The 24,663-nt window shown below is 42.5% G+C and carries 26 protein-coding genes; 11 read left to right on the top strand and 15 right to left on the bottom strand.

Annotation, left to right across the window (positions count from 1 at the left end):
- Window positions 1-15: 15 nt before the first annotated feature.
- The 5 genes from IGI84_RS15315 (at window position 16) to IGI84_RS15295 (ending at window position 6,131) form a co-directional block, all read left to right on the top strand.
- Window positions 16-900 carry a carbohydrate ABC transporter permease gene (locus IGI84_RS15315; RefSeq protein WP_411415907.1) on the top strand — a complete coding sequence of 295 codons (885 nt, stop codon included), beginning with the start codon at window positions 16-18 and terminating at the stop codon, window positions 898-900.
- Window positions 901-948: 48 nt separating this feature from the next.
- Window positions 949-2,556 (top strand): ABC transporter substrate-binding protein, encoded by a 1,608-nt coding sequence (locus IGI84_RS15310; protein ID WP_411415906.1) that lies wholly within the window; start codon window positions 949-951, stop codon window positions 2,554-2,556.
- Window positions 2,557-4,041, top strand: coding sequence for a glycoside hydrolase family 32 protein (locus tag IGI84_RS15305; RefSeq protein ID WP_411415905.1), 1,485 nt, complete (start codon window positions 2,557-2,559; stop codon window positions 4,039-4,041).
- 176 nt (window positions 4,042-4,217) lie between these two features.
- Window positions 4,218-5,210 (top strand): LacI family DNA-binding transcriptional regulator, encoded by a 993-nt coding sequence (locus IGI84_RS15300; RefSeq protein ID WP_002323463.1) that lies wholly within the window; start codon window positions 4,218-4,220, stop codon window positions 5,208-5,210.
- 51 nt (window positions 5,211-5,261) lie between these two features.
- Window positions 5,262-6,131 carry an ROK family protein gene (locus IGI84_RS15295; protein ID WP_042890387.1) on the top strand — a complete coding sequence of 290 codons (870 nt, stop codon included), beginning with the start codon at window positions 5,262-5,264 and terminating at the stop codon, window positions 6,129-6,131.
- Window positions 6,132-6,599: 468 nt separating this feature from the next.
- On the opposite strand, the gene IGI84_RS15290 is transcribed toward IGI84_RS15295, so the two are convergent.
- From IGI84_RS15290 to IGI84_RS15280, 3 genes are read right to left on the bottom strand one after another with little or no spacing between them, the layout of a single operon-like run.
- Window positions 6,600-7,529: an NAD-dependent epimerase/dehydratase family protein gene (locus IGI84_RS15290; protein ID WP_216691516.1), complete on the bottom strand. Its 930-nt coding sequence runs from the start codon at window positions 7,527-7,529 to the stop codon at window positions 6,600-6,602.
- Window positions 7,514-8,206 carry a type 1 glutamine amidotransferase domain-containing protein gene (locus tag IGI84_RS15285; protein ID WP_420699025.1) on the bottom strand — a complete coding sequence of 231 codons (693 nt, stop codon included), beginning with the start codon at window positions 8,204-8,206 and terminating at the stop codon, window positions 7,514-7,516. Before IGI84_RS15285 ends, IGI84_RS15290 begins: the two co-directional genes overlap by 16 nt.
- Complete coding sequence (locus IGI84_RS15280) at window positions 8,203-8,538, bottom strand: ArsR/SmtB family transcription factor (protein WP_077454166.1); 336 nt, start codon at window positions 8,536-8,538, stop codon at window positions 8,203-8,205. The genes IGI84_RS15285 and IGI84_RS15280 overlap by 4 nt, the downstream gene beginning before the upstream one ends.
- A 517-nt stretch (window positions 8,539-9,055) precedes the next feature.
- Here IGI84_RS15280 and IGI84_RS15275 point away from each other — a divergent pair.
- From IGI84_RS15275 to IGI84_RS15265, 3 genes are all read left to right on the top strand, one after another.
- Window positions 9,056-9,436, top strand: coding sequence for a MarR family winged helix-turn-helix transcriptional regulator (locus tag IGI84_RS15275; protein WP_416232390.1), 381 nt, complete (start codon window positions 9,056-9,058; stop codon window positions 9,434-9,436).
- Window positions 9,437-9,516: 80 nt separating this feature from the next.
- The gene (locus IGI84_RS15270) at window positions 9,517-10,893 is read left to right on the top strand and encodes an MATE family efflux transporter (RefSeq protein ID WP_430600525.1); all 1,377 of its coding nucleotides are present in this window, start codon (window positions 9,517-9,519) and stop codon (window positions 10,891-10,893) included.
- Window positions 10,894-11,180: 287 nt separating this feature from the next.
- Window positions 11,181-11,867, top strand: a complete 687-nt coding sequence (locus IGI84_RS15265) for a YoaK family protein (RefSeq protein ID WP_200127237.1) — start codon at window positions 11,181-11,183, stop codon at window positions 11,865-11,867.
- Between the two features lie 77 nt (window positions 11,868-11,944).
- Here IGI84_RS15265 and IGI84_RS15260 read toward each other — a convergent pair whose 3' ends face one another.
- The 11 genes from IGI84_RS15260 to IGI84_RS15210 form a co-directional block, all read right to left on the bottom strand.
- A complete protein-coding gene (locus IGI84_RS15260; RefSeq protein WP_430600524.1) occupies window positions 11,945-12,484 on the bottom strand; it encodes a DUF1697 domain-containing protein in 540 nt (179 codons plus the stop codon).
- Between the two features lie 274 nt (window positions 12,485-12,758).
- The gene (locus IGI84_RS15255; RefSeq protein ID WP_430600522.1) at window positions 12,759-14,150 is read right to left on the bottom strand and encodes an oxaloacetate decarboxylase subunit alpha; all 1,392 of its coding nucleotides are present in this window, start codon (window positions 14,148-14,150) and stop codon (window positions 12,759-12,761) included.
- Window positions 14,147-14,689 (bottom strand): citrate lyase holo-[acyl-carrier protein] synthase, encoded by a 543-nt coding sequence (gene citX, locus IGI84_RS15250; protein WP_430600521.1) that lies wholly within the window; start codon window positions 14,687-14,689, stop codon window positions 14,147-14,149. Before citX ends, IGI84_RS15255 begins: the two co-directional genes overlap by 4 nt.
- A complete protein-coding gene (gene citF, locus IGI84_RS15245; RefSeq protein WP_016613723.1) occupies window positions 14,682-16,214 on the bottom strand; it encodes a citrate lyase subunit alpha in 1,533 nt (510 codons plus the stop codon). The genes citX and citF overlap by 8 nt, the downstream gene beginning before the upstream one ends.
- Before the next feature lie 2 nt (window positions 16,215-16,216).
- Window positions 16,217-17,104: a citrate (pro-3S)-lyase subunit beta gene (citE, locus tag IGI84_RS15240; protein ID WP_144771995.1), complete on the bottom strand. Its 888-nt coding sequence runs from the start codon at window positions 17,102-17,104 to the stop codon at window positions 16,217-16,219.
- The gene (gene citD, locus IGI84_RS15235; protein ID WP_005230465.1) at window positions 17,092-17,400 is read right to left on the bottom strand and encodes a citrate lyase acyl carrier protein; all 309 of its coding nucleotides are present in this window, start codon (window positions 17,398-17,400) and stop codon (window positions 17,092-17,094) included. Before citD ends, citE begins: the two co-directional genes overlap by 13 nt.
- A gap of 12 nt (window positions 17,401-17,412) precedes the next feature.
- Window positions 17,413-18,408, bottom strand: a complete 996-nt coding sequence (gene citC, locus IGI84_RS15230; protein WP_430600519.1) for a [citrate (pro-3S)-lyase] ligase — start codon at window positions 18,406-18,408, stop codon at window positions 17,413-17,415.
- Window positions 18,409-18,420: 12 nt separating this feature from the next.
- Window positions 18,421-18,546 carry an OadG-related small transporter subunit gene (locus IGI84_RS15225; RefSeq protein ID WP_008381833.1) on the bottom strand — a complete coding sequence of 42 codons (126 nt, stop codon included), beginning with the start codon at window positions 18,544-18,546 and terminating at the stop codon, window positions 18,421-18,423.
- Window positions 18,547-18,570: 24 nt separating this feature from the next.
- Window positions 18,571-19,686 (bottom strand): sodium ion-translocating decarboxylase subunit beta, encoded by a 1,116-nt coding sequence (locus tag IGI84_RS15220; protein ID WP_081119350.1) that lies wholly within the window; start codon window positions 19,684-19,686, stop codon window positions 18,571-18,573.
- Window positions 19,687-19,709: 23 nt separating this feature from the next.
- Window positions 19,710-20,123: an acetyl-CoA carboxylase biotin carboxyl carrier protein subunit gene (locus IGI84_RS15215; RefSeq protein WP_195266322.1), complete on the bottom strand. Its 414-nt coding sequence runs from the start codon at window positions 20,121-20,123 to the stop codon at window positions 19,710-19,712.
- Window positions 20,102-20,515: a hypothetical protein gene (locus IGI84_RS15210; RefSeq protein WP_430600518.1), complete on the bottom strand. Its 414-nt coding sequence runs from the start codon at window positions 20,513-20,515 to the stop codon at window positions 20,102-20,104. The genes IGI84_RS15215 and IGI84_RS15210 overlap by 22 nt, the downstream gene beginning before the upstream one ends.
- Window positions 20,516-20,911: 396 nt before the next feature.
- Here IGI84_RS15210 and IGI84_RS15205 point away from each other — a divergent pair, with 396 nt between their 5' ends.
- The 3 genes from IGI84_RS15205 to citG all read left to right on the top strand — a co-directional run bounded on the left by IGI84_RS15205 (window position 20,912) and on the right by citG (window position 23,926).
- Entirely contained in the window at window positions 20,912-22,258 is a 1,347-nt protein-coding gene (locus IGI84_RS15205; protein ID WP_034872423.1) for a CitMHS family transporter, read from the top strand.
- A 116-nt stretch (window positions 22,259-22,374) separates the two neighbouring features.
- Window positions 22,375-23,070 (top strand): GntR family transcriptional regulator, encoded by a 696-nt coding sequence (locus IGI84_RS15200; RefSeq protein WP_005233081.1) that lies wholly within the window; start codon window positions 22,375-22,377, stop codon window positions 23,068-23,070.
- Entirely contained in the window at window positions 23,063-23,926 is an 864-nt protein-coding gene (gene citG / locus IGI84_RS15195; protein ID WP_430600516.1) for a triphosphoribosyl-dephospho-CoA synthase CitG, read from the top strand. The genes IGI84_RS15200 and citG overlap by 8 nt, the downstream gene beginning before the upstream one ends.
- Here the strand turns inward: citG and IGI84_RS15190 are convergent.
- Window positions 23,903-24,619 (bottom strand): response regulator transcription factor, encoded by a 717-nt coding sequence (locus tag IGI84_RS15190; protein WP_008381846.1) that lies wholly within the window; start codon window positions 24,617-24,619, stop codon window positions 23,903-23,905. The two genes, citG and IGI84_RS15190, sit on opposite strands and share 24 nt — an antisense overlap.
- Window positions 24,620-24,663: the final 44 nt, after the last annotated feature.

The following is a 24,663-nucleotide window of genomic DNA, read 5'->3' as shown; positions in this document are numbered from 1 at the left end:
TGAAAGGAGAAAATTATGAATAGTGCTTTATCAAAAATCGACCGTCAAATCTTATGGTTGAATCGAGTGATTGTAACTTTTTTAGTCGTCATCACCATTGTTCCGCTGATTTATGTACTGGTAGCTTCTTTTATGGACCCAGCTACTTTGATCAATAAAGGTATAAGCTTCAATCCGAAAGATTGGACAATACAAGGATATCAGCGGGTACTTGCAGATGACTCCATTTTACGCGGTTTTATAAATTCGTTGTTTTACTCTTTTAGCTTCAGCTTATTGACTGTATTTATTACGATGATCACTGCGTATCCTTTGTCTCGACCTAATTTTGCTGGCAAAAAGATTATTATGACTTTTTTTGTCATTACAATGTTCGTTGGTGGCGGCTTGATACCTACCTATTTATTGGTAAAGAACTTGGGCATGTTAGATAGTGTATGGGCGATTATCGTACCAGGTGCTATAAATGTGTGGAATATTATCTTAGCCCGTACCTATTTTAGTGCTTTGCCAAAAGAACTTTCTGAAGCTGCTACTATCGATGGCGCCAATGACTTGCAAATACTGTTCAAAGTCATGCTTCCATTAGCTAAACCAATTATGTTCGTATTGTTTTTATATGCCTTTGTTGGGCAATGGAACTCATATTTTGATGCCATGATTTACATCAAAGATCCCGACTTACAGCCGTTGCAACTCGTATTAAGAAATATTTTGATCCAAAACCAACCCTCACAAGACATGGTGGGAGCCAATACTGCCATGGCAGAAATGAAACAAATTGCTGAGTTGATCAAATACGCAACGATCGTCATTTCTAGTCTGCCATTAATCATAATGTATCCTTTCTTCCAAAAATATTTTGATAAAGGTGTTTTAGTTGGTTCTGTTAAAGGGTAAGAATTATTCACTATTTGTATGAATAAAAATTATAAAGGAGATTTTAAGATGAAAGCAAAATGGATGCTGCCAATCGTTTTTACTTCCGTACTAATTTTGGGGGCTTGTGGAGGCTCAAAAGAAAAGAGTAAATCAAGCCCTGATTATGAACTAGAAAATGTCTCTTTTCCATTGAAAGAAAAAGTATCTTTAAAAATGATGTCTCAAAGTGCCCCTTTGGCTCCCAATGATCCTAATGACAAATTGATTTTCCAACGATTAGAAGAAGAGACCAATCTCCATATTGATTGGACAAACTACAGTAGTGATTTTGCCGAAAAAAGAAATTTGGATATCGCTAGTGGTGATTTACCAGATGCCATCTTCAACGCCGCTGCAGGTGACTATGATTTATTAAACTGGGCGGAAAGTGGCGTTATTGTACCGATTGAAGATTTGATCGAAGATTATATGCCAAATCTGAAGAAAATTTTTGATGAAAACCCCGAATACCGACAAATGTCTACTGCACCTGATGGTCACATTTACTCTATGCCTTGGATTGAAGAATTAGGCGAAGGAAAAGAGTCGATTCATACAGTAAATGGGATGGCTTGGATCAACAAGGAGTGGTTGGATAATTTGGGTCTTGAAATGCCGCAAACCACTGATCAGTTGATGACTGTGTTGGAGGCTTTCAAGACGCAAGATCCAAATGGTAATGGTGAAGCAGATGAAATTCCTTTTAGCTTTATTAACAATGGAGGAAACGAAGACTTAAAATTTTTAATGGGGGCATTCGGTCTAGGTGATAATGATGACCACTTAGTCGTTGATAACGATGGCCAGGTACAATTTACTGCTAACAAAGAAGGGTATAAAGAAGCCATCAAATATTTCAATGAAATGAATAATAAAGGTCTTATTGATAAAGAGGCTTTCGAACAAGATTGGAATTCGTATGTTGCCAAAGGGAAAGAACATAAGTATGGCGTGTACTTTACTTGGGATAAAGCAAATATCACGGGTGCAGATGATAGTTATGACGTCTTGCCAGTCTTAGCGGGACCAGATGGAACGAAACACGTTACTCGTACGAATGGCATGGGTTTCTCAAGAGATCGTTTCGTAATTACTAGTGCGAATAAAAACTTGGAACTTACAGCTAGGTGGATAGATAAAATGTATGAACCGTTACAGTCTGTCCAAAATAACTGGGGAACCTACGGTGATGAAGCACAGGCGAATATTTTTGAATTAAAGGATGGTATGTTAAAACATTTGCCTTTAGAGGGGACAGCACCGGGGGAACTAAGACAAAAAACCGAAGCTGGAGGACCATTAGCAGTTCTTGATTCTTATTACGGCACAGTCACTACTATGCCAGATGATGCGAAGTGGCGTTTAGATTTGATGCATGACACGTATTTGCCATATATTACAGAAGACAATATCTATCCACGTGTCTTTTTAGAAAAAGAAGAAACAGATCGATTAGCAAAAATTGAAACAGATATGTGGGATTACATCTATCGCAAAAGAGCAGAGTGGATCACCGGCGGTAAAATCGATGAAGAATGGGAAGAATACCTTGCTGAATTGGAACGTGTAGGTTTGGAAGAATGGATTCAAATAAAACAAACTGGCTATGATAATTTTTTGAAGGGAGCACAATAAGTGTTAGTAGAAGAAACGGCGATTTTGGATAAAGCAAATCGATTTATTGAAATGATGCGAGGAAAAGTTAACCCTCAGTATCGACAAAACTATCATTTTTCTGCACCCATCGGGTGGATAAATGACCCCAATGGGTTTATATATTACAAAGGGCATTACCATCTCTTCTATCAATACTATCCTTACGATAGTCGATGGGGGCCCATGCATTGGGGGCATGCGCGCAGTAGTGATTTGGTCCATTGGGAAGATCTACCAGTAGCGTTAGCCCCAGATCAACCTTATGACAGCGGCGGGTGTTTCTCAGGAAGTGCAATTGAAAGAGACGGAAAACTATATTTATTTTATACAGGCTGTCAAGAAATTGATGGTATTAGCCATCAGCATCAATGTTTGGCGGTCTCTGAAGATGGTATTCATTTTAGCAAATACAGTGGTAATCCTGTGGTAGCAGAAAAACAGCTAGGTGAAAATGGGCTGATACAAGAATTTCGTGATCCTAAAGTAATTGTTCACAACGATGCTTACTATATGGTAGTAGCTACTAAATCTACACAGTCTACTGGTAGAATAGTGATGTTTCAATCGTCAGATTTGTATACTTGGCACTTTTACTCTGTGTTGCTAGAAGGGACTTTAGAGCAAGGAATAATGTGGGAATGTCCTGATTTATTCCATTTAGACGGACGAGATGTCTTAATCATGTCACCGATACAAATCAAGAAGAACGGACTGGAATATCATAATATCAGTTCTACCATGGCTTGTATTGGTGAGGTAGACTGGGAAACAGGTCAGATGATAGTTGATAATTTCCATGAAATGGATTTTGGAATGGATTTTTATGCACCACAAACAACAACAGATCCTAATGGTGGACGGGTGATGATTGCTTGGATGCAGATGTGGGATCGTACATTGCCTACACATGAGTTAGGCCATCTTTGGGCAGGCTCTATGAGTTTGCCCCGAGAGTTAAGAGTGAAAAAAAATCGATTGGTACAAAAACCCATCTCAACTGTATATAGTCATTTAGTTTATCAACAAGGCAGTGAAAATATCGCAGTGACTGACACATCAGTCGTATTTCGAAACGCACTGTCGGATTCTTCATATTTACATCTAGTCGCAGATTTGGAGAAAGCAGAAGTTTTTACAATTGAATTACTGCGGTCTAAGACGGATTGTCTCAAACTAACTTATGACACTGCTAAACAGGTTTTTGAATTGGATCGTCAGAAACTAGGAAGAGAGCTTACAGGGGCGGAAGAAGACCCTCTGAATGTCCGAAAAGTTGAAGTACCTTTGATTGATAATCAGCTCGTTCTTGAGATTTTTAGAGATACCTCATCAGTTGAAGTCTTTATTAATGGGTTAGAAGTTATGACGGCTACTTTCTATGAGCTGGAAAAAGCTCGAGATATCTTGTTTCATTCGATTGGAGAAAGTCGTATTCAAGCTTTTGAAACAGCGAGTGTGAAATAAATGTTTGATTGCTTAGGCGATGTATCAATTATTTAATAGGTTTTGAAGGATAATGTTTTTAGAAAAGAACAGATAGCTAGATTTCCCATGGCTTTGCTATTAGTATTTTGAAAAAATTAGTAATTTATGACAAAATTCATTATACTAAACTTGTGCAGAAATGTGAGGGATCAACTATGAAAGCAACAATGAAAGATGTCGCAAAATTAGCAGGTGTCGGAGTAGGAACTGTTTCCCGGGTATTGAATAACGGTTCTGTTAAAGCTTCTACTAGAGAAAAAGTTGAAGCAGCAATGACAGAGTTAAACTATCAACCAGATTTTTATGCCCGGGGGTTAAAGATGAAGCATACGAACACGGTTGCTTTGATTCTACCCACTGTATGGCATCCATTTTTCGGCGAATTTGCCTACCATGTAGAAACAGCATTAGAAAGACAAAACTACAAGCTTTATTTGTGTAACTCCAGTGGTAATAGTGAAAAAGAACAAGAATATATCCAGATGGTCAGCCAAAATAAAGTAGACGGCATCATTGGAATTACTTATTCAGATATCGATGAATACATTTCGAGTAATCTGCCTTTTGTTAGTATCGACCGTTATTTCACTGAAGAGGTGATTTATGTGACCGCTGACAATGCGGCCGGTGGACGTTTGGCTGCAAATGAACTTTATCGCCGAGGATGTCAGAATGTAGCATATATCGGTGGGTACCAAGAAACACCGAATGAAACGAAGAGTCGTCGAAAATATTTTGAGATCGAGTGCCGTCAACTGGGGATTTCCTATAAAGCGTTAGATATGTTAGAACCTTTAGACCATCTCTCAGAACGTGTAACAAATTTTTTGTTAGAGAATCCCGATATCGATGGGATTTTTACGATCAACGATCCGATGGCATTAGCTGTCATTGGTATGCTTGAAAAAATAGGGAAAAACGTACCAGAGGATGTACAAGTTATCGGATTTGATGGTCAAAAGATGACAGAAGGAGACCCTTATCTCGTATCAACGATTGCCCAACCTACAAAGCAAATGGCGGAAGTGGCAGTGGCAAAATTAATTGCTGTCATTAATGGAGAGACAGTAGAAAAACGTACCGTATTGCCGATTGAATTTGGCGAAGGTGGCACAACGAAACCTTTAGTGAGAAACGATTTTGCTTAGTGCAAATACGTTTCTTTTTTTGAAAATGAGTGAATGAAAGGTGTAGATAAAATGTTATATGGTGGAATAGAAGCCGGTGGAACAAAGTTTGTCTGTGGGATTGGTAATGAACAATTACAAGTGATAGAACGGAAAAGTTTTCCTACCACAACACCAGAAGAAACGATGAAGCAAGTGTTTGATTTCTTTGATAAGTACAAAGGAAATATCGCATCAATTGGTGTAGGAGCATTTGGGCCTATTGATATTCAAATCGAATCAAGAACTTACGGATATATCACCAACACACCGAAGTTAGCTTGGCAAAATTATCATTTTGTCGGAGCTTTGGAAAACGCCTTGTCGGTTCCCATCTATTGGACTACCGATGTAAATGCTGCTTGTTATGGAGAATATATGGCAGGTTATGGAAAAGGTAAAAATAGTGTTCTGTATTACACCGTTGGTACTGGTGTTGGTGGTGGTGCTGTAGTGGGTGGGAAAATAGTCGCAGGTTTCAGTCATCCTGAAATGGGACATATGCTCTTACAACGTCATAATGAAGATCAATTTGAAGGAATCTGTCCTTTTCATCATGATTGTTTGGAAGGGTTAGCCTCAGGACCCGCGATTGAAAAGCGCTTTGGAAGAAAAGCCCAGACCATTTCATTTGATCATCCTTATTGGACGATTGAGGCAGATTATCTTGCTCAGTGTGTGTATAACACAACGTTACTATATGCACCGGAAGTAATAATTTTAGGTGGGGGTGTAATGAAACAGCCGCAACTACTCGAGTTGATTCGCCAAGCGTTTAAAGAAAAAATGGGTTCCTATGTGGATACCCCTACTCTCGAAGAATACCTACTAACTCCAATGCTTGCTGACGATGCAGGATTGATCGGCTGCTTAGCTTTAGCAATAAAGAAGTTGGAACAATAGCAGCATGTTAAAGAACGTGTGAGAGAGTTTTTATAGCAGTTAGGATAGATAAAAAGGTTAACTAAAATGTGAGCTAGAAAAAAGGATGGCTAATAATAGATGTTCATATGTATCTTTTTCGTAATCGAATGTTGCGAATAAGAATTTTTTCTTTCGTTCTCCCCTTCAGTTATATTGTTGTCTAGCTGCCTCAAAATTACTTCTTAGTGCTTGGTTTTTTTCTATTAGCCCGAGCAAAGAAAAAGGAAACAGAATGTCTTATTAAAGCCAATTAGGCCTACGCCTAATTGGTTTTCTATATTCCTGTGCTAATTGTGTTTGGGTGGATGAATATCCTTTTTATTAATAATAGTGACGGTGTAATGAACGGTTTTGCTAACGGTAAAATAAGTATATCTAATTCAACTTTCTACTAACGCGAATATCCTTTGAATTTGATTTACTAAAAGCTGGGTAGCTTCTCATCAGTCATCCTGCCCTATTCTCAACAAGTACCTGCCTAATGCCTTCTTCAAACGTTGTGATCTTAAAATGAGGAAATGCCTTTTTGAATTTATCAGAGACAAAAAGATTATCCATCGTGTATCTAGGTAATAACTCACTTAGTTCGCGCGCGTTTTTACTGAATAGCGTAGCAAGTTTAAATTGCCACAAAGGAATGACGCGGTATTTCAATGGTTTGCCTTCAATTTTTTCGGCGAGATCGATCATGTCTTGGAAACTATGAGGTGTATCACAGGGCAAATGCCAAGTCTGGCCATAGGCACTAGGCGTATTTCCGATAAGGGCCATGGCTCGGCTAGCATCAGGTGTCCATATAAGTGTGCGTAAAGTGTCCTTATTGACAGGTATTTTGACGGGAGCATTGTGGACTATATTGTTTAAGACGAGTGTATTAGTAATGCTCTGGGTCTTGCCTGGTCCGTAAAACTCTGGGGCTCGACAAATCACCGCATCTAAACGGCCACTTTCCATCTCGGATAAAACCAATTGAGCCATTTTAGAGCGTACGAGGGACTTCCTGCCTGCTGGAGAAAATGGCGTGTCTTCCTTTTGGGGTGTACGATCCTTTGGATACATATAAGTATTATCAAAAAAAACCAGTTTGCTCTGTGCTTCTTGGCAAGCGCGGATGACATTTTCTGTGATTTTCATAAAATTGGTTTCCCACAGCTCAGCGTCCATCGGTAACCCAACAGTGAAGTAAACAATCTCACTATGTTCAATCGCTTTCTTCGTTTGCGAAAAGTCCATCAAGTCTGCGGAAACGAGCTGGTCTGTAGGATTGATTCTTTGAGGCTTCCGGCTAACTAGTCGAAGCTCATTTGTGTAATTTTTGTATAGTTCTTTTGCTAGTTCATAGCCGATTTGTCCATTGCTTCCTAAAATTGTTTGCATGACTGTACCTCCTCAAGATATAGTTTTGCTACAGCACGTACAGAAAAAGGATTTTGGCCAGTGATAATCCGTCCATCTTTTAGGGCAAATGCTTTATAAAAGCGTCTTTTTTTGAATTGAGCGTTTCGTTCTTCTGCGGCGGTTTGATTAAAGAAAGGAACTTTGTTCATTTTCCCGGCGAGAAATTCTTCTGTTTTCGTAAATCCGGTGATTTTTTTCCCAGAAATCAAAAAGCTTCCTTCTCTATCTTTTATATTTAGTAAACCAGCGATTCCGTGGCAAACAGATAAAATATACCCATTATTTTCATAAATGGCTAAAGCGAGTTCTTGCAGCTCTTTATTATCAGGAAAATCCCACATGACACCATGCCCTCCGGTAAAATAAATCGCATGGTAATCGTTCGGATTTATCTCTGAGGGTTTTTTCGTGTGAATCAAGCCGCTCTGAATGAAATTTTCTTCCAGATAAATGTTCATAATGGCTTGATCTATATATTTCATGCTTCTTGGATCTAGAGGAACAAAGCCTCCCAATGGACTTACGAAATCAACGTCAATCCCTTGTTGGTAGACTTCATCTAGAAACTCGGCACTTTCTCCTAACCAAAGTCCGGTAGCTTCGTTCGTGCCAGCATATTTTTGAATGTTTGTTTCAACAACTAATACTTTCTTCATGATTGGTCCCTCTCGTTCATAATGTGAATGACTTTCGTCAAAAAAGATTGGAGTTTCTTTATTTCTGTTTGCTCGTGATCGAGATAGTAATAATTTTTTGTTCCTTCTTGTCTGAAATTCACGATTTTGGCTTCTTTCAAGATTTTCAAATGATGTGAAATGGCGGGTCTAGATAAATTGGTGGCCTCTAATAAGGAAGTGACCTGTAAGCCAGCACAATTTTCCGCTTCTAGCAACCGAATGATGATAGCTTGTCTTTTTTTGTCACCTAGCGCGATTAAAAAATCACTTAATTCAGAAAAATCTTGTTGCAGATTGGCATAATCTATCATAATTGTCTCTCCTATATGGTTTAAAAGTTTAAACCATTAAACCATAGAGAGAAGATTTTTGCAATGAAAAAAGCTCGAACGCTGGAACCTCTTCCGTCCTATTTTTTGACTATATACGTAACCCTTTTTAGTAGGGGCGTTATGACCGTAGAAAGATGAACCATTCTGAGGCAGCTTTTAAGGCTGCTATCAAGCAACTAGTTGGCAACAATAATGATTAAACGATTGTTCAAACTGGCTAGAAGAGATGGGTGTAAGGCTATTCCTATCACATTATCAAAGCAAGTAGGGCTGACACGTACGGGGCGGTTTACTTTCACACAAGGCACTGGTGGCTAGCAAGGGGGAACCCTAATGTCAAAAATAATTAGGTATCTAATTATTAGGTAGCGAATCTTTTTATTGACTTTCCTTTTTAACCGGTGTATATTCTTTTCGAATAGTTAGATATCTAACATTTGGCGAAGGGGGAGTCGTTTTGGAGGAACTGATCGTTTCGAATTTGATGCGTTCCATTATGAATAAGTCACGGGAATCGATGGAACTGCGTATAAAAGACCTGGATATCAGTCAGCAGCAAGGAAGAATGATTGCGTATATCGCACAAAATGAAGACAAGGGATTGATTCAGAAGGATTTGGCCCAAGTGTTTCAACGTCGTGATGCTAGTATCACAAGTATGCTTCAAGGGTTAGAAAAAAAAGGGTATATCGAACGCCGCATCCCAAAAAATAATGAGCGGCAAAAAAATATATACGTTTTGCCCAAAGGAAAAGCGTTGATTGATCAAACCAATGAAGCTTTTTATGCGGCAGAAAAAGAACTGGTCCAAGCACTGAATGCAGCAGAAGTCGAAGAACTGACTCGTTTGTTAAGAAAAATCGATCAAAGTCTATGAGCAATAAGCAGTCAATCACTGCTTATTGCCTTAAAGTTAGAATTCTAACAGTTAACTATCTAATAGAAGGAGGAATCATCATGGAAGAAGTCACAATGAATGAATCCAATATTTACTACTTAAGCGAAAGTCCGGTGCGAAAGGCAATTGCCCATTTATCGATCCCGATGATGGTTGGTATTTCAACCACGACGATCTATAATTTGATTAATGCCTATTTTATTGGATTGATCCATGATACCAATATGATGTCGGCGATTACCTTGGCGATGCCCATTACGATTCTGTTGATGGCCGTTGGGAACATGCTGGGTGTTGGTGGAGGAAGCTATATCACACGACTACTAGGCAATGGAGACACTCAAAAGGGCAAGAAAGTTGCCGGCTATGCGTTTTACTCGAGCATCCTGCTCGGTGTGATCATAGGGATTGTCGCAGTAATTTTCATGGATCCGTTTATTCATTTACTAGGAGCAGATGGGCAGACATTTTTGTATACAAAACAATATTCACTGATTTTGTTTGTTGGTGGAGCATCGTTCATTTTAAATTTTGCTTTGGAACAGTTGGTGCGTTCAGAAGGGGCCTCAAAAGAATCAATGTATGGCATGTTTGTCAGTGTTGCAGTGAGTATCCTACTTGATGCATTATTGATTCTCGTCTTTAACCTACATGTGATCGGTGCAGGGCTATCACTGGTGATTGCGAATATCGCTTCAACAACGTATTATGTCTGGTTCCTAGAAACGAAAAGCGAGACATTGAAGGGCTTTTTAAAGAGCATGAAACTTTCAATCAAAGATCAGCTAGAAGTTTATAAAATAGGGATATCCGAGCTGTTTAAATCAGCTTTCATGATCGTCACCACATTACTATTGAACAATTTTTCTGCTGAATATGGGGACAATGTTGTGGCTAGCTTTGGTATCGCTGTTCGAATCACGCAATTACCGGAATTTTTAACAATGGGTCTATTTTTGGGCGTCATACCGTTATTTGCCTACAGTTTCTCTGCCCATAACACGAAACGAGTGAAAGAAGCACTGAAAGAAGTATCTTTGTGGATAGGGGGAATCTCCATCCTTTTTGCATTGATTGTGTATTGGTTGCGAGTGCCTGTGCTGGGATTATTCACAAGTGATCCTCGTGTGATCCAAGTTGGCTTAACGATTTTAGGGGCACAGTTGGTTTCTTCGATCTTTAATGGTTTCTCTGGTTTATTCACGGGCATCTTTCAGGCATCTGGACTAGGTGCTCAGACCGGAGTGATGTCCACGATTCAAGGAACATTCTTTATTCCGATCGTTTTAGTGCTGCATCATTTTTATGGATTGGATGGATTGATTTGGTCAATGACGATTACAGAAGGTATCGCGTTTGTTGCGGGTGTCTTAATGATGATTCCTTATCTAAATAAACTAAATAAGAATGATCTGCCCGCCATGCAAAACCAGTAGCATATAAGAAGCAGGTACGTTTGAACTATTGGTTTCTGGATGAAAAGATAGCGAAAGGTTTCTTTTCGAGTCTCGGGCATGGGAAGCTCAACGAAGTTTGCTTTGTTGGGCTTCTTTACTTGCTATTTATTTTCTTTGCATTAAAGTAAGAGGAGATGTTCATTCTGTTATACTTACAATTGAAAAAAATTCATTCAAAGGTCAATGATTTTTGAATGTGTTGATAGAAGAAAAGTGTCTAAAATGAACGTTATTAGCAAAATTATCAAGCGATTGAGGAATCTACTATGCAAAAAAAATTTTATAAAGTTGTCTCTGTCTCGAATAATAGTCGTCTGTTTGCGATTTTAATGGCTTTTTCAGGCGGGGCATTAGATGTTTATTCTCACAATTACTTTCATGGATTAGTTGCTACCCAGACGGGGAACATTATTTTGATGGCTTCGAATTTATCCCAATATAATTGGCAGCAAATGCTGCCTAAGATCGTATCGATCGTTTTGTTTACGGTAGGATTTTTATTAGGTATTCTTCTAAAGCGCAGCAATTTCAGTCATTATTGGCGCAGTTACACCATGCTACCTGTTATTTTATCGAGCTTGATCATTCCATTGTTGTCTCAAAACTTGCACCTTTTTAAAATTGGTCTGCTTGCTTTTGGCAGTGGCTTGCTGATGCTGACGTTTACTGGAACGCAAATCGAAGGAAATCCTTATACGATCATGATGACCTCAGGCAATTATCGGAAAATGCTAAATGAATGGTATCTGTATCTGACCTCACGGAATAAAACGTCGCTTCAAAAACGCAATGCCCATAACTATACGATCGTCGTGCTCTCATTTGTCATTGGTGCTTGTTTACTAGCCTTTGTCAGTCTTGCTTTAAAAAAATATTCAATTTGGATCGTAACTTTCACGTTTCTGCTGGCTCTTTTTATTGAAATCCATCAAGCGAAAAAGACGATTCGATAGTCAAATAAAACCGTCAGAGGGACTCCTTCTGGCGGTTTTTCTTATAAGCTGAAAGAGGAATATTTTTTAGAATGTCCTCACAGCTCCGCAATCTTCCGTACGGTATTGATGGTTCGAATCGTAATCTGTTTGCCGACGATGGTACTGGCTGTTTTTTTCCACCAATTGGTTTTTTGATAGTCTTTGCGGAGGTAAGACCAGAAGACGACGTCTTTGTAAGGAAATACCTGTTCAAGCTCGGCATTCGGAGTCCCGAGTTTTTCAGATAACTCCTCGTAGGTCAGCGAAGGCATCAAAAAGATCAGGTTGTCATAGATGGTTTTATCTTCCGTTCCTGACCAGGCGGGCATATGGGTCAAGCGTTCCTGCAGCTCTGATTGGCGAATGATATAAATAGCGATATCAAAGGAAAAGTACCGTTTGATCATTGCTTTAATCATTTCGGCAAGGGCTTGTGGATCATCACTTTCACTGGAAAAAATCACATTGCCGCTATTCAAATAAGTGACCACATTGCTAAACCCCAATTCTTCAAAACCGGCTTTCAATTCTTTCATAGAAATTTTGTTCTTTCCACCGACATTGATGCCTCTTAATAAAGCGATGTATCGTTGCATGGATAACTCCTCCTTTAAACCCCTTCTTTTAGCTGATTATAGAATGGATGAAGCGGAAGTACAATCATGGCTTCTCAGCTGCCCAAAATACGTGAGCGAGAAACGACGATTGCAAGCTTATTGGTGGAGTGGCTATGGCGCATGTATTTCCGCGCTGCTGATTAGTAAAAACGAAGAAACAGCCTGGAAATGATAACAACCCTCACAAATTTGCTCAAGCAAGCGAATTTGTGAGGGTCACTTTCAGTCGTTTTCTCTGTTTCTGGCTTCGTTGTTAATCCACCGCAATCCTCACAGACACGGTCTGTACGGGGACATCATAAAAGGGATCTTCTCGTCGGCCTAAAAAGTCTTGGGCTTGTTGAGGGAAGAGGGCGTACATCAGCACGTCTTCTTCGCTTTTGGCATACTCAGCGATTTCTTCCCGAAAGGCTGGCAGTTGTGGTGCCAGTAGATCAGCTGGTCTGACGGTGATCACTTCAGCATCTCCGATGATTGTTTCTTTGATTTCGTCGCTGATGGGTGCTGGCGATTGACCGTAAAGTCCTTTGACGTAATCTTTGATCTCACTTGGGACAAGTTTGTAACGTTCTCCTGAAATCACATTCATCAAGGCTTGGGTACCGACCATTTGCGACAATGGGGTCACTAGTGGCGGATAGCCCAAGTCTGCTCTGACTTTTGGTACTTCTGCTAGGACTTCTTCATACTTGTCTTGCAATCCTTGTTCCGTCAATTGGCTGAGTAGGTTTGACAACATGCCACCAGGTACTTGATAGATCAAGGTTTTAGGTTCAATATCTTTGACTTTTGGATTCAGCAGACCTTCTTCACGGAAGCGATCACGAACGGGATTGAAATGTTCAGCAATCTCAGCGACTTTCTGCAAATCAAGTCCCGTAGCAAAGCCGCAATCTTCTAAGGCGATCGCCACAGATTCGGTTGCTGGCTGACTGGTGCCGCCAGCAAAGGAGGAGATGGCGGTATCAATGATGTCTGCACCGGCTTCCGCAACTTTTAAATAAGTCATCTCAGCGATGCCGCTGGTGGCATGGGTATGGACTTCTAGCGGTAGATCGACGGCATCTTTGATTCGGCTGACCAGCTCGTAGCCAGTTTGCGGCGTCAAAACGCCGGCCATATCTTTGATACAGATGGAATCGGCGCCGAGGTTTGCCATTTTGTTGGCAAGGTCAACGAAGTAATCCACGGTATGGATTTGGCTAGTAGTATAAGAGATTGCCGTTTGACAGTGTCCACCGGCTGCTTTTGTGGCGCGGATGGCGGTTTCTAAATTGCGAACATCATTTAAGGCGTCAAACAAACGAAGAATGTCGATGCCGTTTTCGACCGATTTGGTCACAAAGTCAGCAACGACGTCATCGGCATAGTTTTTGTAACCTAAGAGATTTTGTCCCCGTAAGAGCATTTGCAATTTGGTCTTTTTCACTTCTTTGCGGATCGCCCGCAATCTTTCCCATGGGTCTTCATTTAAAAAACGCAGACAAGCATCGAAGGTCGCGCCGCCCCACATTTCAAGGGCATGATAGCCTGCTTGATCCATGGTTTTTAAAATCGGCAGCATATCGCTGGTAGGCATTCGCGTGGCGATCAGACTTTGTTGGCCGTCCCGCAAGACGGTTTCGGTAAATTTGATTTTTTTCATTCTTTCACTCTTTCCTGAATGATTTTACGGATCTGCTGCTGCATATCTGCTACGCTATGAGTTCTAGCACGGCCACAAACTTTGGCATCTTGTTCACAGACGTAGCAGCTTCTTGCTGGCAGTCCGATTTCGGTGCGGCTGATAGGTAAAAGCTGGTCTTGGTTTTTGGCTAAGACATCCAGATCCACCAATCGACCATAAGGATGATGGGTCTCAATCTGAACCATCATTCGTTTTAGTTCATAAGGATCTGTGGGCAGTACGAGATAATATTCCGGTCCAGTTTCCAAACTACGGTATAGGTTTGCCAGTGGAATCAGTTCCTTGACGGCCTCTTCGATTTCCGTAATGAGTTCTTCAAAAACGGCGGTCAATGGGACAGAATTTTTCACGGGACCGGGAATATTCATGGTGGCAACAAGCAATGCCGCTTTTTCATCCGCAGCGAGAAGCTCCCGTTGAAGGGAGCTTCTATTTTCTCGTGCCTGCAGCATGTCGATTAGCGTCACAGGGGTTCCTGAAAATAGGGCATCAGACATTTTTGACCACATCAATGATCGTGCCGTCGCGGTATTCGATCAAAGCGACGGTTTTTTCCCCGTACTTGATTGGTTCGGGTTGACCGACAATGCTGTAGGCTTTTTCTTTTAATTCTTCAATGGTGTATTGGGGAATATCCAATGCTTCAAAATGGCTGATCAAGTCTTTGCGAGCAGGATTGATGGCGATCCCGATTTCCGTAACGACGACATCAATACTGGCACCTGGCGTGACGATCGTGTTGACGGTATCGACGATCGTTGGGATCCGTCCCCGCACAAGAGGAGCGATCACTAAGCTCATTTTGCACGCCATACTAGTATCTGAGTGTCCGCCAGAAGCACCGCGGATCACACCGTCAGAACCGGTGATGACATTGATATTGAAATCCGTGTCTACTTCCAGTGCGGAAAGAATGGCGGTATCCAATTGATTGATAAACGCCCCTTTGCTTAACGGTGAGGCATACATATTGGCATCGATCTCGTAATGGTTGGCGTTTTTCCCTAGCGATTGCGCGGAAGGATGATCAAAGTCTTGGACATCGATCAGTTTTTCCACTAATCCTTCTTCTAACAGTTCCACCATGGCATTGGTAATGCCGCCGAGGGCAAAGCTGGCTTTGATCTCATCTTTGATCATCGCTTCGCGTAAAAAACGAGAAACGGCTAATGCGGCACCGCCAGTTCCGGTTTGGAAGGAGAAGCCTTGTTGGTAGTAAGGCGAGCTGGTGATGACCTTGGCTGCATACTCAGCAATCAGTAATTCCTTTGGATTTTTGGTAAAACGGGTCGCACCTTTTGCGATCCCTGCAGGATCACCGATGGCGTCGACTTCCACGACATAATCGACATCCGTTTGGGGAATGCTGATTGGGGTATTTGGAAACGGCACCAGGGTGTCGGTGATGATCACGACTTGGTCGGCGTATTTTGCATCGACCATCGCATAGCCCAATGAGCCGCAAGTTGCTTTTCCGACGGTACCATTAGCATTGCCATACGCATCTGAGCTAGGCGCCCCTAAGAAAGCGACATCGATGTGGATATCGCCGGCGGCAATCGCACGAGCCCGACCGCCATGAGAACGGATAATGACTGGGGCATCCATAATGCCTTCGGAGATTGCGGCACCGACTTTGTCCCGCAGTCCGCTGGAGGTGATATTGGTCACGACGCCAGATTTGATATGTCCGATCAATGGTTCATGGACATTCGCGATGGAACTAGGGGCAATCGCAAGATTCTTGATGCCCATTTTTGCGATCTCGTCCAAAACGAGATTCATGATAAAGTCCCCTTCGCGAAAATGATGGTGGAAGGAGATCGTCATGCCGTCCGTTAACCCTGTTTTTTCAATGGCTTCACGAATACTGCCCAAGACCTTGCTTTTGCCCGGCAGGACTGGCTCGATCTTGCGACTCGCTTCTTTGTAGGCATGGATATTGGCTGTTTCATTTTCAAAGACCCCGTATTGGGTGGCATAGCATTCAGGGATGTCTTTTCCTGCTTTGTTTAACACCATAATTACACTTCCTCCTCGGTAATCAATTTCGCTGCTTTGGCAAGGGCGATCACGCGTTCCGCTCGCTCAACGATTGGTTTATCGACCATTTTGCCATTCAAGGAAATCACACCAGAGCCTTTGCTTTCGGCTTCGCGAATGGCCCAGATCACTTCTTTGGCCTGTTGGATCTCGGCTTTTGAAGGCGCATAGATCCCATTGACTAGGGGAATCTGCCGTGGATTGATCACTGATTTTCCGTCAAAACCAAGCTGTTTGATGCGAGTCGTTTCAGCGATAAAGCCATCTGTGTCATTGATATCAGAAAAGACGGTATCAATGGCGGCGATTCCCGCAGCTCTAGCTGCATGCAAGATCATACTGCGGGCAAACAACAATTCTTGCCCATCTGGGTAGCGACGGGTCTTCATATTGGTGACATAATCTTCTGCCCCTAAAGCGATCCCGATCAAACGCTCGGAAGCTGTGGCGATGTCTCGGGCATTTAAAACGCCTTCGGCCGACTCGATGGCAGCCATCATTTTGGTGGTTCCTACAGGCAAATCGTTTTCTTCTTCTACTTGTGTGATCACAGCGGCAACGTCAATGATGTCTTGGGCGGTTTCGGTTTTCGGTAGACGAATGACGTTGACCCCCGCTAGGACCATCGCTTCGATATCAAGGGCACCCACCGTGTCGAGGCCGTTGATGCGTACGACGGTTTCGATGGCAGAATAGTCAAAGGTTTTTAAGGCAAAATGCACCAGTGTCCGAGCGGAGTCTTTTTCATTCAAGGAGACCGCATCTTCTAAATCAAACATGACGGAATCGGCGCCATACAATGGTGCATCTCGTAGCATGGCAGCGTTAGCTCCTGGTACAAACATCATCGTTCTTCTTAAACGTTCCATGTGTCGATCTCCTTCCAAGCATACTGTTCTTGTTCGGCTGCCCGATGAACGGCTGTCAGAGTTCGGGCTTTGATGGTACAGTCCAATGCGCCTTTATCGGTGGCGGTGATTTTGGCCTGGGTCACGCCTAGATGGTTCAGTGTCTCAAGGATGACGGCGCGAATTTGTTTGCCGAATTGTTTTTCGACACTGCTATCGAGGGTCAGCTCGATGGTTTGGGTTGTGGTGGGCTCGATCGCGATCAAGATATCACTGGATTCAACAGAGCCGGCAACCGCACTTTTTTTGATTTCCACTTATTATCACCTCTAAATATAGTTATGCTGCATTAAAAATGTGAACGTTGTTTCTGGCAAAAATTGCTGCAAGGAAAGTAAATCTTTTTCTGCAATCGCTTTCCGGGCTTTTGTAGCCGAAACGGTTGATTGGTTGATCTTCAGACGGTCGATCACGATCAGTTCAAGCTCGGGTGAAAAAACGGCAGCCATGGCCTCGTTGTAGAGTTGGGTCACGGGCGAGTAAGGCTCTGAGCCTACAAAACGCGTAGTGATCGCCAACAGCGGGGCAATTTTTTCTTTGAAGAGGGTTGCATCAAAGGCGGCTTGTTTTTTGGCGATCGCCTCAGGTGCTTGCTCTTTCAAGAAATAACTGGGAAAGACCGCCGAAGAGACAAGATAGTTGTTGGTCGGCAGCACCGTTACATTTGGCAGATGAGCCACACCATCCGTCACCATCTGCAGCCGTTCGCTGGCAGAAAATTGCGAGCGGTCTTCTGATAAAACGAACACATAAACCTGTTCTTTTTGACTCGCAGCCGTTTCGACTAAGTACAAATGTCCTTTAGTAAAAGGATTAGCGTTCATGACGATCGCGCCGTTGTTTTGTCCAATTCGCTGCCGTTGCAGCTGTTGGGCATAGCTTTCAAAAGAAGGAACGCCTTGTTCCATGAACAAGATGTCTTGTGCTGCCAGCACTTCACGAAACCCGAGGGATTCAAAAAACAGGCGGTTTTTCGGTGCTGTATAGACGAAGGACTTGCTGAAGCCTTCGTCTTTGATATGATCGCTAAGGTGTGAAATCAATTGCGTCAACAGCTGTTCGGAGCGTCTTTTTTCACAGACCACTACATACTTGATGATATTGGCATAGCAAGAAGCAGTAGCAATCAAGGTTTGCTGATCAAAAATGCCCACGGTATAGGCTACTTCTTCACCGACGGCTAAGCCAGCATGAGTGATCAATTTTTGCCATTGCAAAAAGACTTCCGGATCTTTTTGCAGCCAGATTCTTTTTAAGGTATACATACAATGCCTTCTTTATTTTTTTACTGGAAAGAGCTTCGACAAAAGCAAGGATGCGAAGTAGATGATCAGGATCACGACAAAGACGCCGCCCCAACCGAATAACAACAATTCAAATGAAGTCAGTAAATCTTGACTCATAGTTTTCCTCTCCTTTCTAGTAACCTAAGCAATCAGTGCCAGCAGTAAGCCACCGGCGATGACCGAAGCAATCTGTCCTGAAACGTTGGCACCGGCTGCATGCATCAAGATAAAGTTTTGCGGATCTTCATCTGTCGCCATTTTTTGGATGACCCGACTAGACATTGGAAACGCAGAGATACCAGCTGCACCGATCATTGGGTTGATTTTTTCTTTACGGAACAAGTTCAGCACTTTCGCAAACAACACGCCGCCGACGGAGTCCATAATGAAGGCAACCAGCCCTAAACCAATAACCATCAATGTGTCGACTTGTAAAAATTCTTCATATTGCATTTTCACAGAAATTGATAAACCTAGGAGGATACTGATGATATTCACCAGTTCGTTTTGAGCAGTGATGGACAAACGATCCAAGACACCACATTCCCGCAAGAGATTTCCGAACATCAAAAATCCAACCAATGGCAATGAAACAGGCGCAATCAACCCTGCTACGATCGAGATCACGATTGGGAACAAAATTTTTGCCGTTTGCGAAACTTCTCCGGCACGATACGTCATACGGATTTTTCGTTCATGCTTGGTCGTCACTGCTTTGATGGCTACCGGTTGAATGATCGGTACTAGCGCCATGTAAGAGTAAGCTGCCACCATGATCGCACCCATATATTTCGAGTTCAGCGTATTTGCGACAAAAATCGACGTTGGTCCGTCAGCGGCACCGATGATCCCGATGGAAGCCGCGTCGTTTAAATCAAAGCCAAGCAGCACGGCAACGATGATCGTAAAGAAGATCCCGAATTGTGCAGCAGCGCCAAACAACAGAAGAAATGGATTTTGCAGCAATGGACCGAAGTCGATCATCGCACCAATCCCGATAAACAAAAGCAAAGGGAATAATTCAGTTGAGATCCCCATATCAAACAATACTTGGAACGGGCCAGCTTCTCCACCAGCACTTAACACACCTGAGTTCGGGAAGTTCACTAACAACGTGCCCAATCCCATAGGGACTAACAAGGTTGGTTCATATTCTTTCTTGATCCCCAAATACATCAATAGACCACCGATGAACATCATAACGATCCGTCCCGGCTCTGATCCTAACCCGACTACACCTTCAATTAACGTTTCCACTACGTCACTTCCTTTTCAATAAATTAGCCGATCGTAATCAGCAGTTCTCCTGGGTTGACCATATCGCCCGCATTGACTGCAATGGCAACCACGGTTCCGGCTTTTGGTGCCACGATCTCATTTTCCATCTTCATGGCTTCTAAAATCATCAATGACTGATTTTCTTGTACAGTATCACCTACATTGACCAAGAGACGTAAAATCGTTCCCGGCATCGGAGAATGAATCGGCTCGCCGTCAGCAGGGAGCGTAGCTGGCGCTGGCTGTGGTGCGGCTTCTGGTTCTGGTGTGCTGACTGGCTCTGGTTGAGTAGGTACCGCTGCGGGAGCCGGTGTTGGCACTGCTGGGGCAGGAGCGGTAGTTTGCGGCGCACCGATTTCTTCCATTTCGACAAGGTATTCTTGCCCATCGATTGCTATTTTAAATTTACGTAACATGTTTTTCCCTCACTTGTTTTCATTTTTTTGGCTATTTTTTTGATTGTGAACTGAGAATCAGGCAGCTCTCCGGCGGCAATACTGGCGGCTATCAGGGTGACTCGCTTAAATTCAGGATTGCGTTTCTCAATTCTACGAATGACAAACTGACTTTCAGGGGAACACTCGGCACCTAGTGCGGCGGCTATCAGACTGACTAGTGGATAATCTTCTGCTGGCGCCGGCTGATAGCTCGACATTTCTTGCCAAACAGATGCGGGTGGATCCGCTATCATTTCCCTTGGCTTCAGAGGAGGACTGACAGGCGCATCTGGTTCATCATGCGTTTTTTTGAACAATCTTTTAATAAGATTCATGGGCTTCTCCTTTCTCAATGATTCGTTCTCTTTCATTATAGAAACTCCTGTTCAATCAGCGAGAATTATTTCAGCTCAAAATTGTTTTTTCAGTGTTCCTTTTTTGAGAAAAGAGCGAAAAACCGAGATAAACGTTGTTTTATCAAGGTTTTTCTTGCGTTAATATTCTGTTAAGAACTTTTTAAACGAAAAATAAGATTTGAAAAGAGAAATTGTTTTTTTGCTGTTCTTTTTGTAAACGGGTCTTTTTTTCTAATTCTTGATTGTTTATTCTTAGACGTGTAAAGCATTCAATAACATTATTTCCTTTAAGAAAAGAAAAATTTTCACAAACTAGTGGCGCTTGTCACTAATAAATTACGGGCCTGTAATTTTTTTAAAAATGTTTTTTGATAACGCTTACACATTTCGATGCATGAAAGGAAGAAGAAAATGTTCTTAACAATTTTGTCCTATGCCATGATTATTGTCTTCATGTTTGTCATCATGAAGAAAAAAATGTCACCCTTTACATCCTTAGTAATTATCCCATTACTATTTACCCTCGTTGCGATGGTTGCCGGTGTTTCCGAAAAAGGCAACATCGGAGATTTTGTTCTTGAGGGAATCTCCACTACAGCCAACACAGGGATCATGTTGCTGTTTGCGATTTTGTACTTTTCCATTATGTTGGATGCCGGTTTATTTGATCCAATCACGAAAAAAATGATTTATTTTGCCAAAGGCGATCCGATGAAAGTCTTGATGGCAACGGCAGTCGTTGCCGCTGCAGTCTCTTTGAACGGTGATGGAACGACCACTACCTTGATCTGCTGTTCTGCGTTTATTCCCATCTACAAGAAGCTGAATATGAAAATGATGAACCTTGGTGTCTTGATCATTTTGCAAAACACCATCATGAACTTATTGCCATGGGGCGGACCGACTGCTCGGGCAATGGCGGTGTTGGAAGTTGATGCGGATATTCTTTCTTATTTGTTGCCAGGAATGATTTTGTCTCTGTTATATGTGATTTTCTTCGTGGCTCGCAGAATGGGGATCCAAGAACGGAAACGTTTAGGGGTTACGGAACTGACGAACGATGAGATTTTAGAAATGACGACTGTGACTGATCCTGATACATTAGCGATCCGTCGTCCGAAAAACTTTGTCTTCAATGGTATCTTAACGATCGTCTTGATTGGCTGGTTAGTAGCAAGCTCCTTTATTTCTAGTATCGCTTTACCACCAATCTTGTTATTCCTTGTAGGTACTTGTATCGCATTGATGGTCAACTATCCAATTTTGAAAGATCAATCGTCACGGATCGGTGCCAATGGCGGCGACGCTGTGCAAGTCGTAATTTTAGTTTTTGCAGCGGGCGTCTTCATGGGCTTGTTCCAAGGCTCCGGGATGGCTACGGCCTTAGCGAATAGTTTCACGCAAATTATTCCTAAACAATTGGCCGGTTTCTGGGGGTTAGTTATCGCCCTGATTTCCGCACCAGGAACCTTCTTTATTTCCAATGACGGGTTTTACTTTGGGGTCCTGCCGGTCTTAGCAGAAGCAGGTCGCTCGTATGGCTTCACCAATATGCAGATGGCCTTGGCGTCCTTAATGGGCCAAGCATTCCACTTGTTAAGTCCATTGGTTGCCTTCATCTACTTGCTATTGCGCTTGACGGGCTTAGATATGGGGCAATGGCAAAAAGAAGCGGCGAAATACGCACTGGGAATTTTCGTGATCTTCGTCGTTACGATCGTACTATTAGGTCATATGCCGTTTTATATTCCACAGTAATTTCATACAGAAACTATCGAGCAGGCTGCCATTTTGCTCGGTAGTTTTCCTTGTTTATCGATATATCTATTTTTTCCCAAAAATCTCATTTGTTTTTAGTATGATAGGAGTAAATCATGAATCCAATTATTGATGCAGTAAATAAAAATCTGGATCTGACCAAAAATAAACCATTAAAAGATTTGATCTATGAAGCGTTCAAAAAAACCATCATTTTAGGAGACATTCCCGCAGGCTCTCGCATCAATGAGAAAGAATTTTCCGATACGCTAAATATCAGCCGAACCCCGATTCGTTACGCCATGACTCAGCTCGTGGCTGAAAAACTGGTGGAGCATGTGCCAAAAATCGGCATCGTTGTAAAAGGGATCAGTATCAAGGATGCCTATGAGATTTATGATATCCGCAAATCACTGGATACGTTGGCGACTATTAAAGCAATGGCCTTGATGAGTGAGGAAGATTTCCGGGAGATGCGCTGCTTGTTAGAACATGGCGAACAGCTGAATCGTGAGGATGACGTGGATGGGGTCTTGAAAAACTTTTCTGACTTCAATGCGTTTATTTACGAAAAAAGCCAAATGCTACGGTTAAAAAGTATCGTGCTGGATCTGCAAGCGTACCTCGTGTATTTTCGTGATATTGCGATTCGCTCTTCTAGAAGAAGAGATGCGGCATTGGCGGAACATTGGCTGATTTATCGCGGCATGAGAACCAATGACACGGAACAGATCACGTTGTTGACCCATGAACATTTGGATCACTCCCTGCAATTTATTCTTGCTGAAATGGAGCGAAGAAAAATTGACTGATTCCCGTCTTTTTACCGCCAGCAACTATGCAGTCAATGCGCTGCATTATGAGGTAGCGTTAGCACCCAAGCCTGGTTTAGTAGATCCTTGCTCCTCTGGTGCGCATCAGGACATGAATGTGTTTACCTTTATCAATAGTATCACTTGTTTGGCACCGTTTTTTCAGCGCTATAGCCAAGCCGGTTTCGCCCATACAGGCGCCCTGATCCAGCTGTTTGACCAGTTACGAGGCATCGGTCAAGAAGCAGAAGAAGCGATGCTTCAGGCAACCAAAGGCATCAATACCCACAAAGGGGCGAATTTTTCCTTTGCGATTTTGTTGGGGGCAACAGGAGTCTATTATCAACAAAATGGCAAGGCGGAGCTGACGGCTGAAGATACCAATCAGGTCCTGCAGCTTGCTGCCGATATCTGCCAGCATTTGGTCAAGCAAGACCTGCAGCAAATCACCCACAAAGACCAGTTGTCTTACGGAGAAAAAAATTATTTGACCTATGGCACGATGGGGATTCGTGGAGAAGCTGCAGCTGGGTATCCAACGGTCAAAAAACTGCTGGAGTACTTGCGGCAGCAACCACAAAAAACCTCCGTTTCCTTGTTGCGCGGGTTGGTCTATCTAATGAGTGAAACCGAAGACAGCAACCTCGTCCACCGAGGCGGCTACGAGGCGATGAAGACCGTGCAGCAGGAGATGCAAAAAATTCACCAAGCCAATCTGTCGGATACAGACTTGCTTCGTGAATTAACGACCTATGATCAATTGTTGATCGCACGCCATTTGAGTCCCGGCGGCTCGGCGGATCTTTTAGCGTTGGCCCTTTATTTCTTGCAGCTAGAAGGCGTCTCCTTCTGGTAAAAAGGTATAGCCGATCCCCCAAACGGTTTTCAAAAAACGGGCTTGCTTCGGCTCATCTTCAATTTTGTTTCGCAGATGATTGATAAAAACCATCACGGTATTGGCATCGAATTGGCCATCTTGCCAAACATTGCTGTAAATCTGTTCTTTCGAGAACACTTGATCCGGATTTTCCATGAAAAAGCGCATCAGCATGATTTCTTTTGAAGACAACTTGATGGGCTGATCATTTTTGAAAAACTGATAGCGTTTTTGGTCAAAACGAAACATGCCGCTGCACAGATCTCCTTCCGGTTTAGCGATCCCTTTTTCTCGCAGCACGTTGCGGCGATCTAGAATCGAAACGATTTGTGCTTTTAAGAGTGCCGGTGAAAAAGGCTTCGTAATGTAGTGATCAGCGCCAATCTCATAGCCGTTGATCATATCTTTTTCGTCACTTTTACCGCTCAAAAAGACGATCGGCACCGTGGGGTTTTCTTCTCGAATCAGTTGTGCCAAATGATAGCCGTCATTTTCATGCTCCAAACTGATATCCAGTAAAAAAAGATCAAAGCTGACACGAGAATTGATCGCAATCGTTTTTTCAACGGAATCAGTCTGGTAGATCAAAATGCCCGTCGACTGTAAAGATTTCCAAATCAGCCGCCGAATGGCAGGGTCATCATCAACGATTAAAATTTTTTCATCTCGCAAAATATCCGCCTCCTGTATCAATAGTATTATAGTAAATATGAAAG

Source organism: Enterococcus sp. DIV0008 (genome assembly GCF_050542615.1).
Lineage (GTDB): Bacteria > Bacillota > Bacilli > Lactobacillales > Enterococcaceae > Enterococcus_D > Enterococcus_D innesii.
Note: the sequence above shows the minus strand (reverse complement) of the source record. Positions and strands in the feature narration are given on the sequence as shown.

Bases quoted from the DNA above. Each gene is read 5' to 3' on its own strand.
- IGI84_RS15315 (WP_411415907.1), top strand. From the start codon at position 16: ATGAATAGTGCTTTATCAAAAATCGACCGTCAAATCTTATGGTTGAAT.
- IGI84_RS15310 (WP_411415906.1), top strand. From the start codon at position 949: ATGAAAGCAAAATGGATGCTGCCAATCGTTTTTACTTCCGTACTAATT.
- IGI84_RS15300 (WP_002323463.1), top strand. From the start codon at position 4,218: ATGAAAGCAACAATGAAAGATGTCGCAAAATTAGCAGGTGTCGGAGTA.
- IGI84_RS15295 (WP_042890387.1), top strand. From the start codon at position 5,262: ATGTTATATGGTGGAATAGAAGCCGGTGGAACAAAGTTTGTCTGTGGG.
- IGI84_RS15290 (WP_216691516.1), bottom strand. From the start codon at position 7,529: ATGCAAACAATTTTAGGAAGCAATGGACAAATCGGCTATGAACTAGCA.
- IGI84_RS15285 (WP_420699025.1), bottom strand. From the start codon at position 8,206: ATGAAGAAAGTATTAGTTGTTGAAACAAACATTCAAAAATATGCTGGC.
- IGI84_RS15280 (WP_077454166.1), bottom strand. From the start codon at position 8,538: ATGATAGATTATGCCAATCTGCAACAAGATTTTTCTGAATTAAGTGAT.
- IGI84_RS15275 (WP_416232390.1), top strand. From the start codon at position 9,056: ATGAATAAGTCACGGGAATCGATGGAACTGCGTATAAAAGACCTGGAT.
- IGI84_RS15270 (WP_430600525.1), top strand. From the start codon at position 9,517: ATGGAAGAAGTCACAATGAATGAATCCAATATTTACTACTTAAGCGAA.
- IGI84_RS15265 (WP_200127237.1), top strand. From the start codon at position 11,181: ATGCAAAAAAAATTTTATAAAGTTGTCTCTGTCTCGAATAATAGTCGT.
- IGI84_RS15260 (WP_430600524.1), bottom strand. From the start codon at position 12,484: ATGCAACGATACATCGCTTTATTAAGAGGCATCAATGTCGGTGGAAAG.
- IGI84_RS15255 (WP_430600522.1), bottom strand. From the start codon at position 14,150: ATGAAAAAAATCAAATTTACCGAAACCGTCTTGCGGGACGGCCAACAA.
- citX (WP_430600521.1), bottom strand. From the start codon at position 14,689: ATGTCTGATGCCCTATTTTCAGGAACCCCTGTGACGCTAATCGACATG.
- citF (WP_016613723.1), bottom strand. From the start codon at position 16,214: ATGGTGTTAAACAAAGCAGGAAAAGACATCCCTGAATGCTATGCCACC.
- citE (WP_144771995.1), bottom strand. From the start codon at position 17,104: ATGGAACGTTTAAGAAGAACGATGATGTTTGTACCAGGAGCTAACGCT.
- citC (WP_430600519.1), bottom strand. From the start codon at position 18,408: ATGTATACCTTAAAAAGAATCTGGCTGCAAAAAGATCCGGAAGTCTTT.
- IGI84_RS15225 (WP_008381833.1), bottom strand. From the start codon at position 18,546: ATGAGTCAAGATTTACTGACTTCATTTGAATTGTTGTTATTCGGTTGG.
- IGI84_RS15215 (WP_195266322.1), bottom strand. From the start codon at position 20,123: ATGTTACGTAAATTTAAAATAGCAATCGATGGGCAAGAATACCTTGTC.
- IGI84_RS15210 (WP_430600518.1), bottom strand. From the start codon at position 20,515: ATGAAAGAGAACGAATCATTGAGAAAGGAGAAGCCCATGAATCTTATT.
- IGI84_RS15205 (WP_034872423.1), top strand. From the start codon at position 20,912: ATGTTCTTAACAATTTTGTCCTATGCCATGATTATTGTCTTCATGTTT.
- IGI84_RS15200 (WP_005233081.1), top strand. From the start codon at position 22,375: ATGAATCCAATTATTGATGCAGTAAATAAAAATCTGGATCTGACCAAA.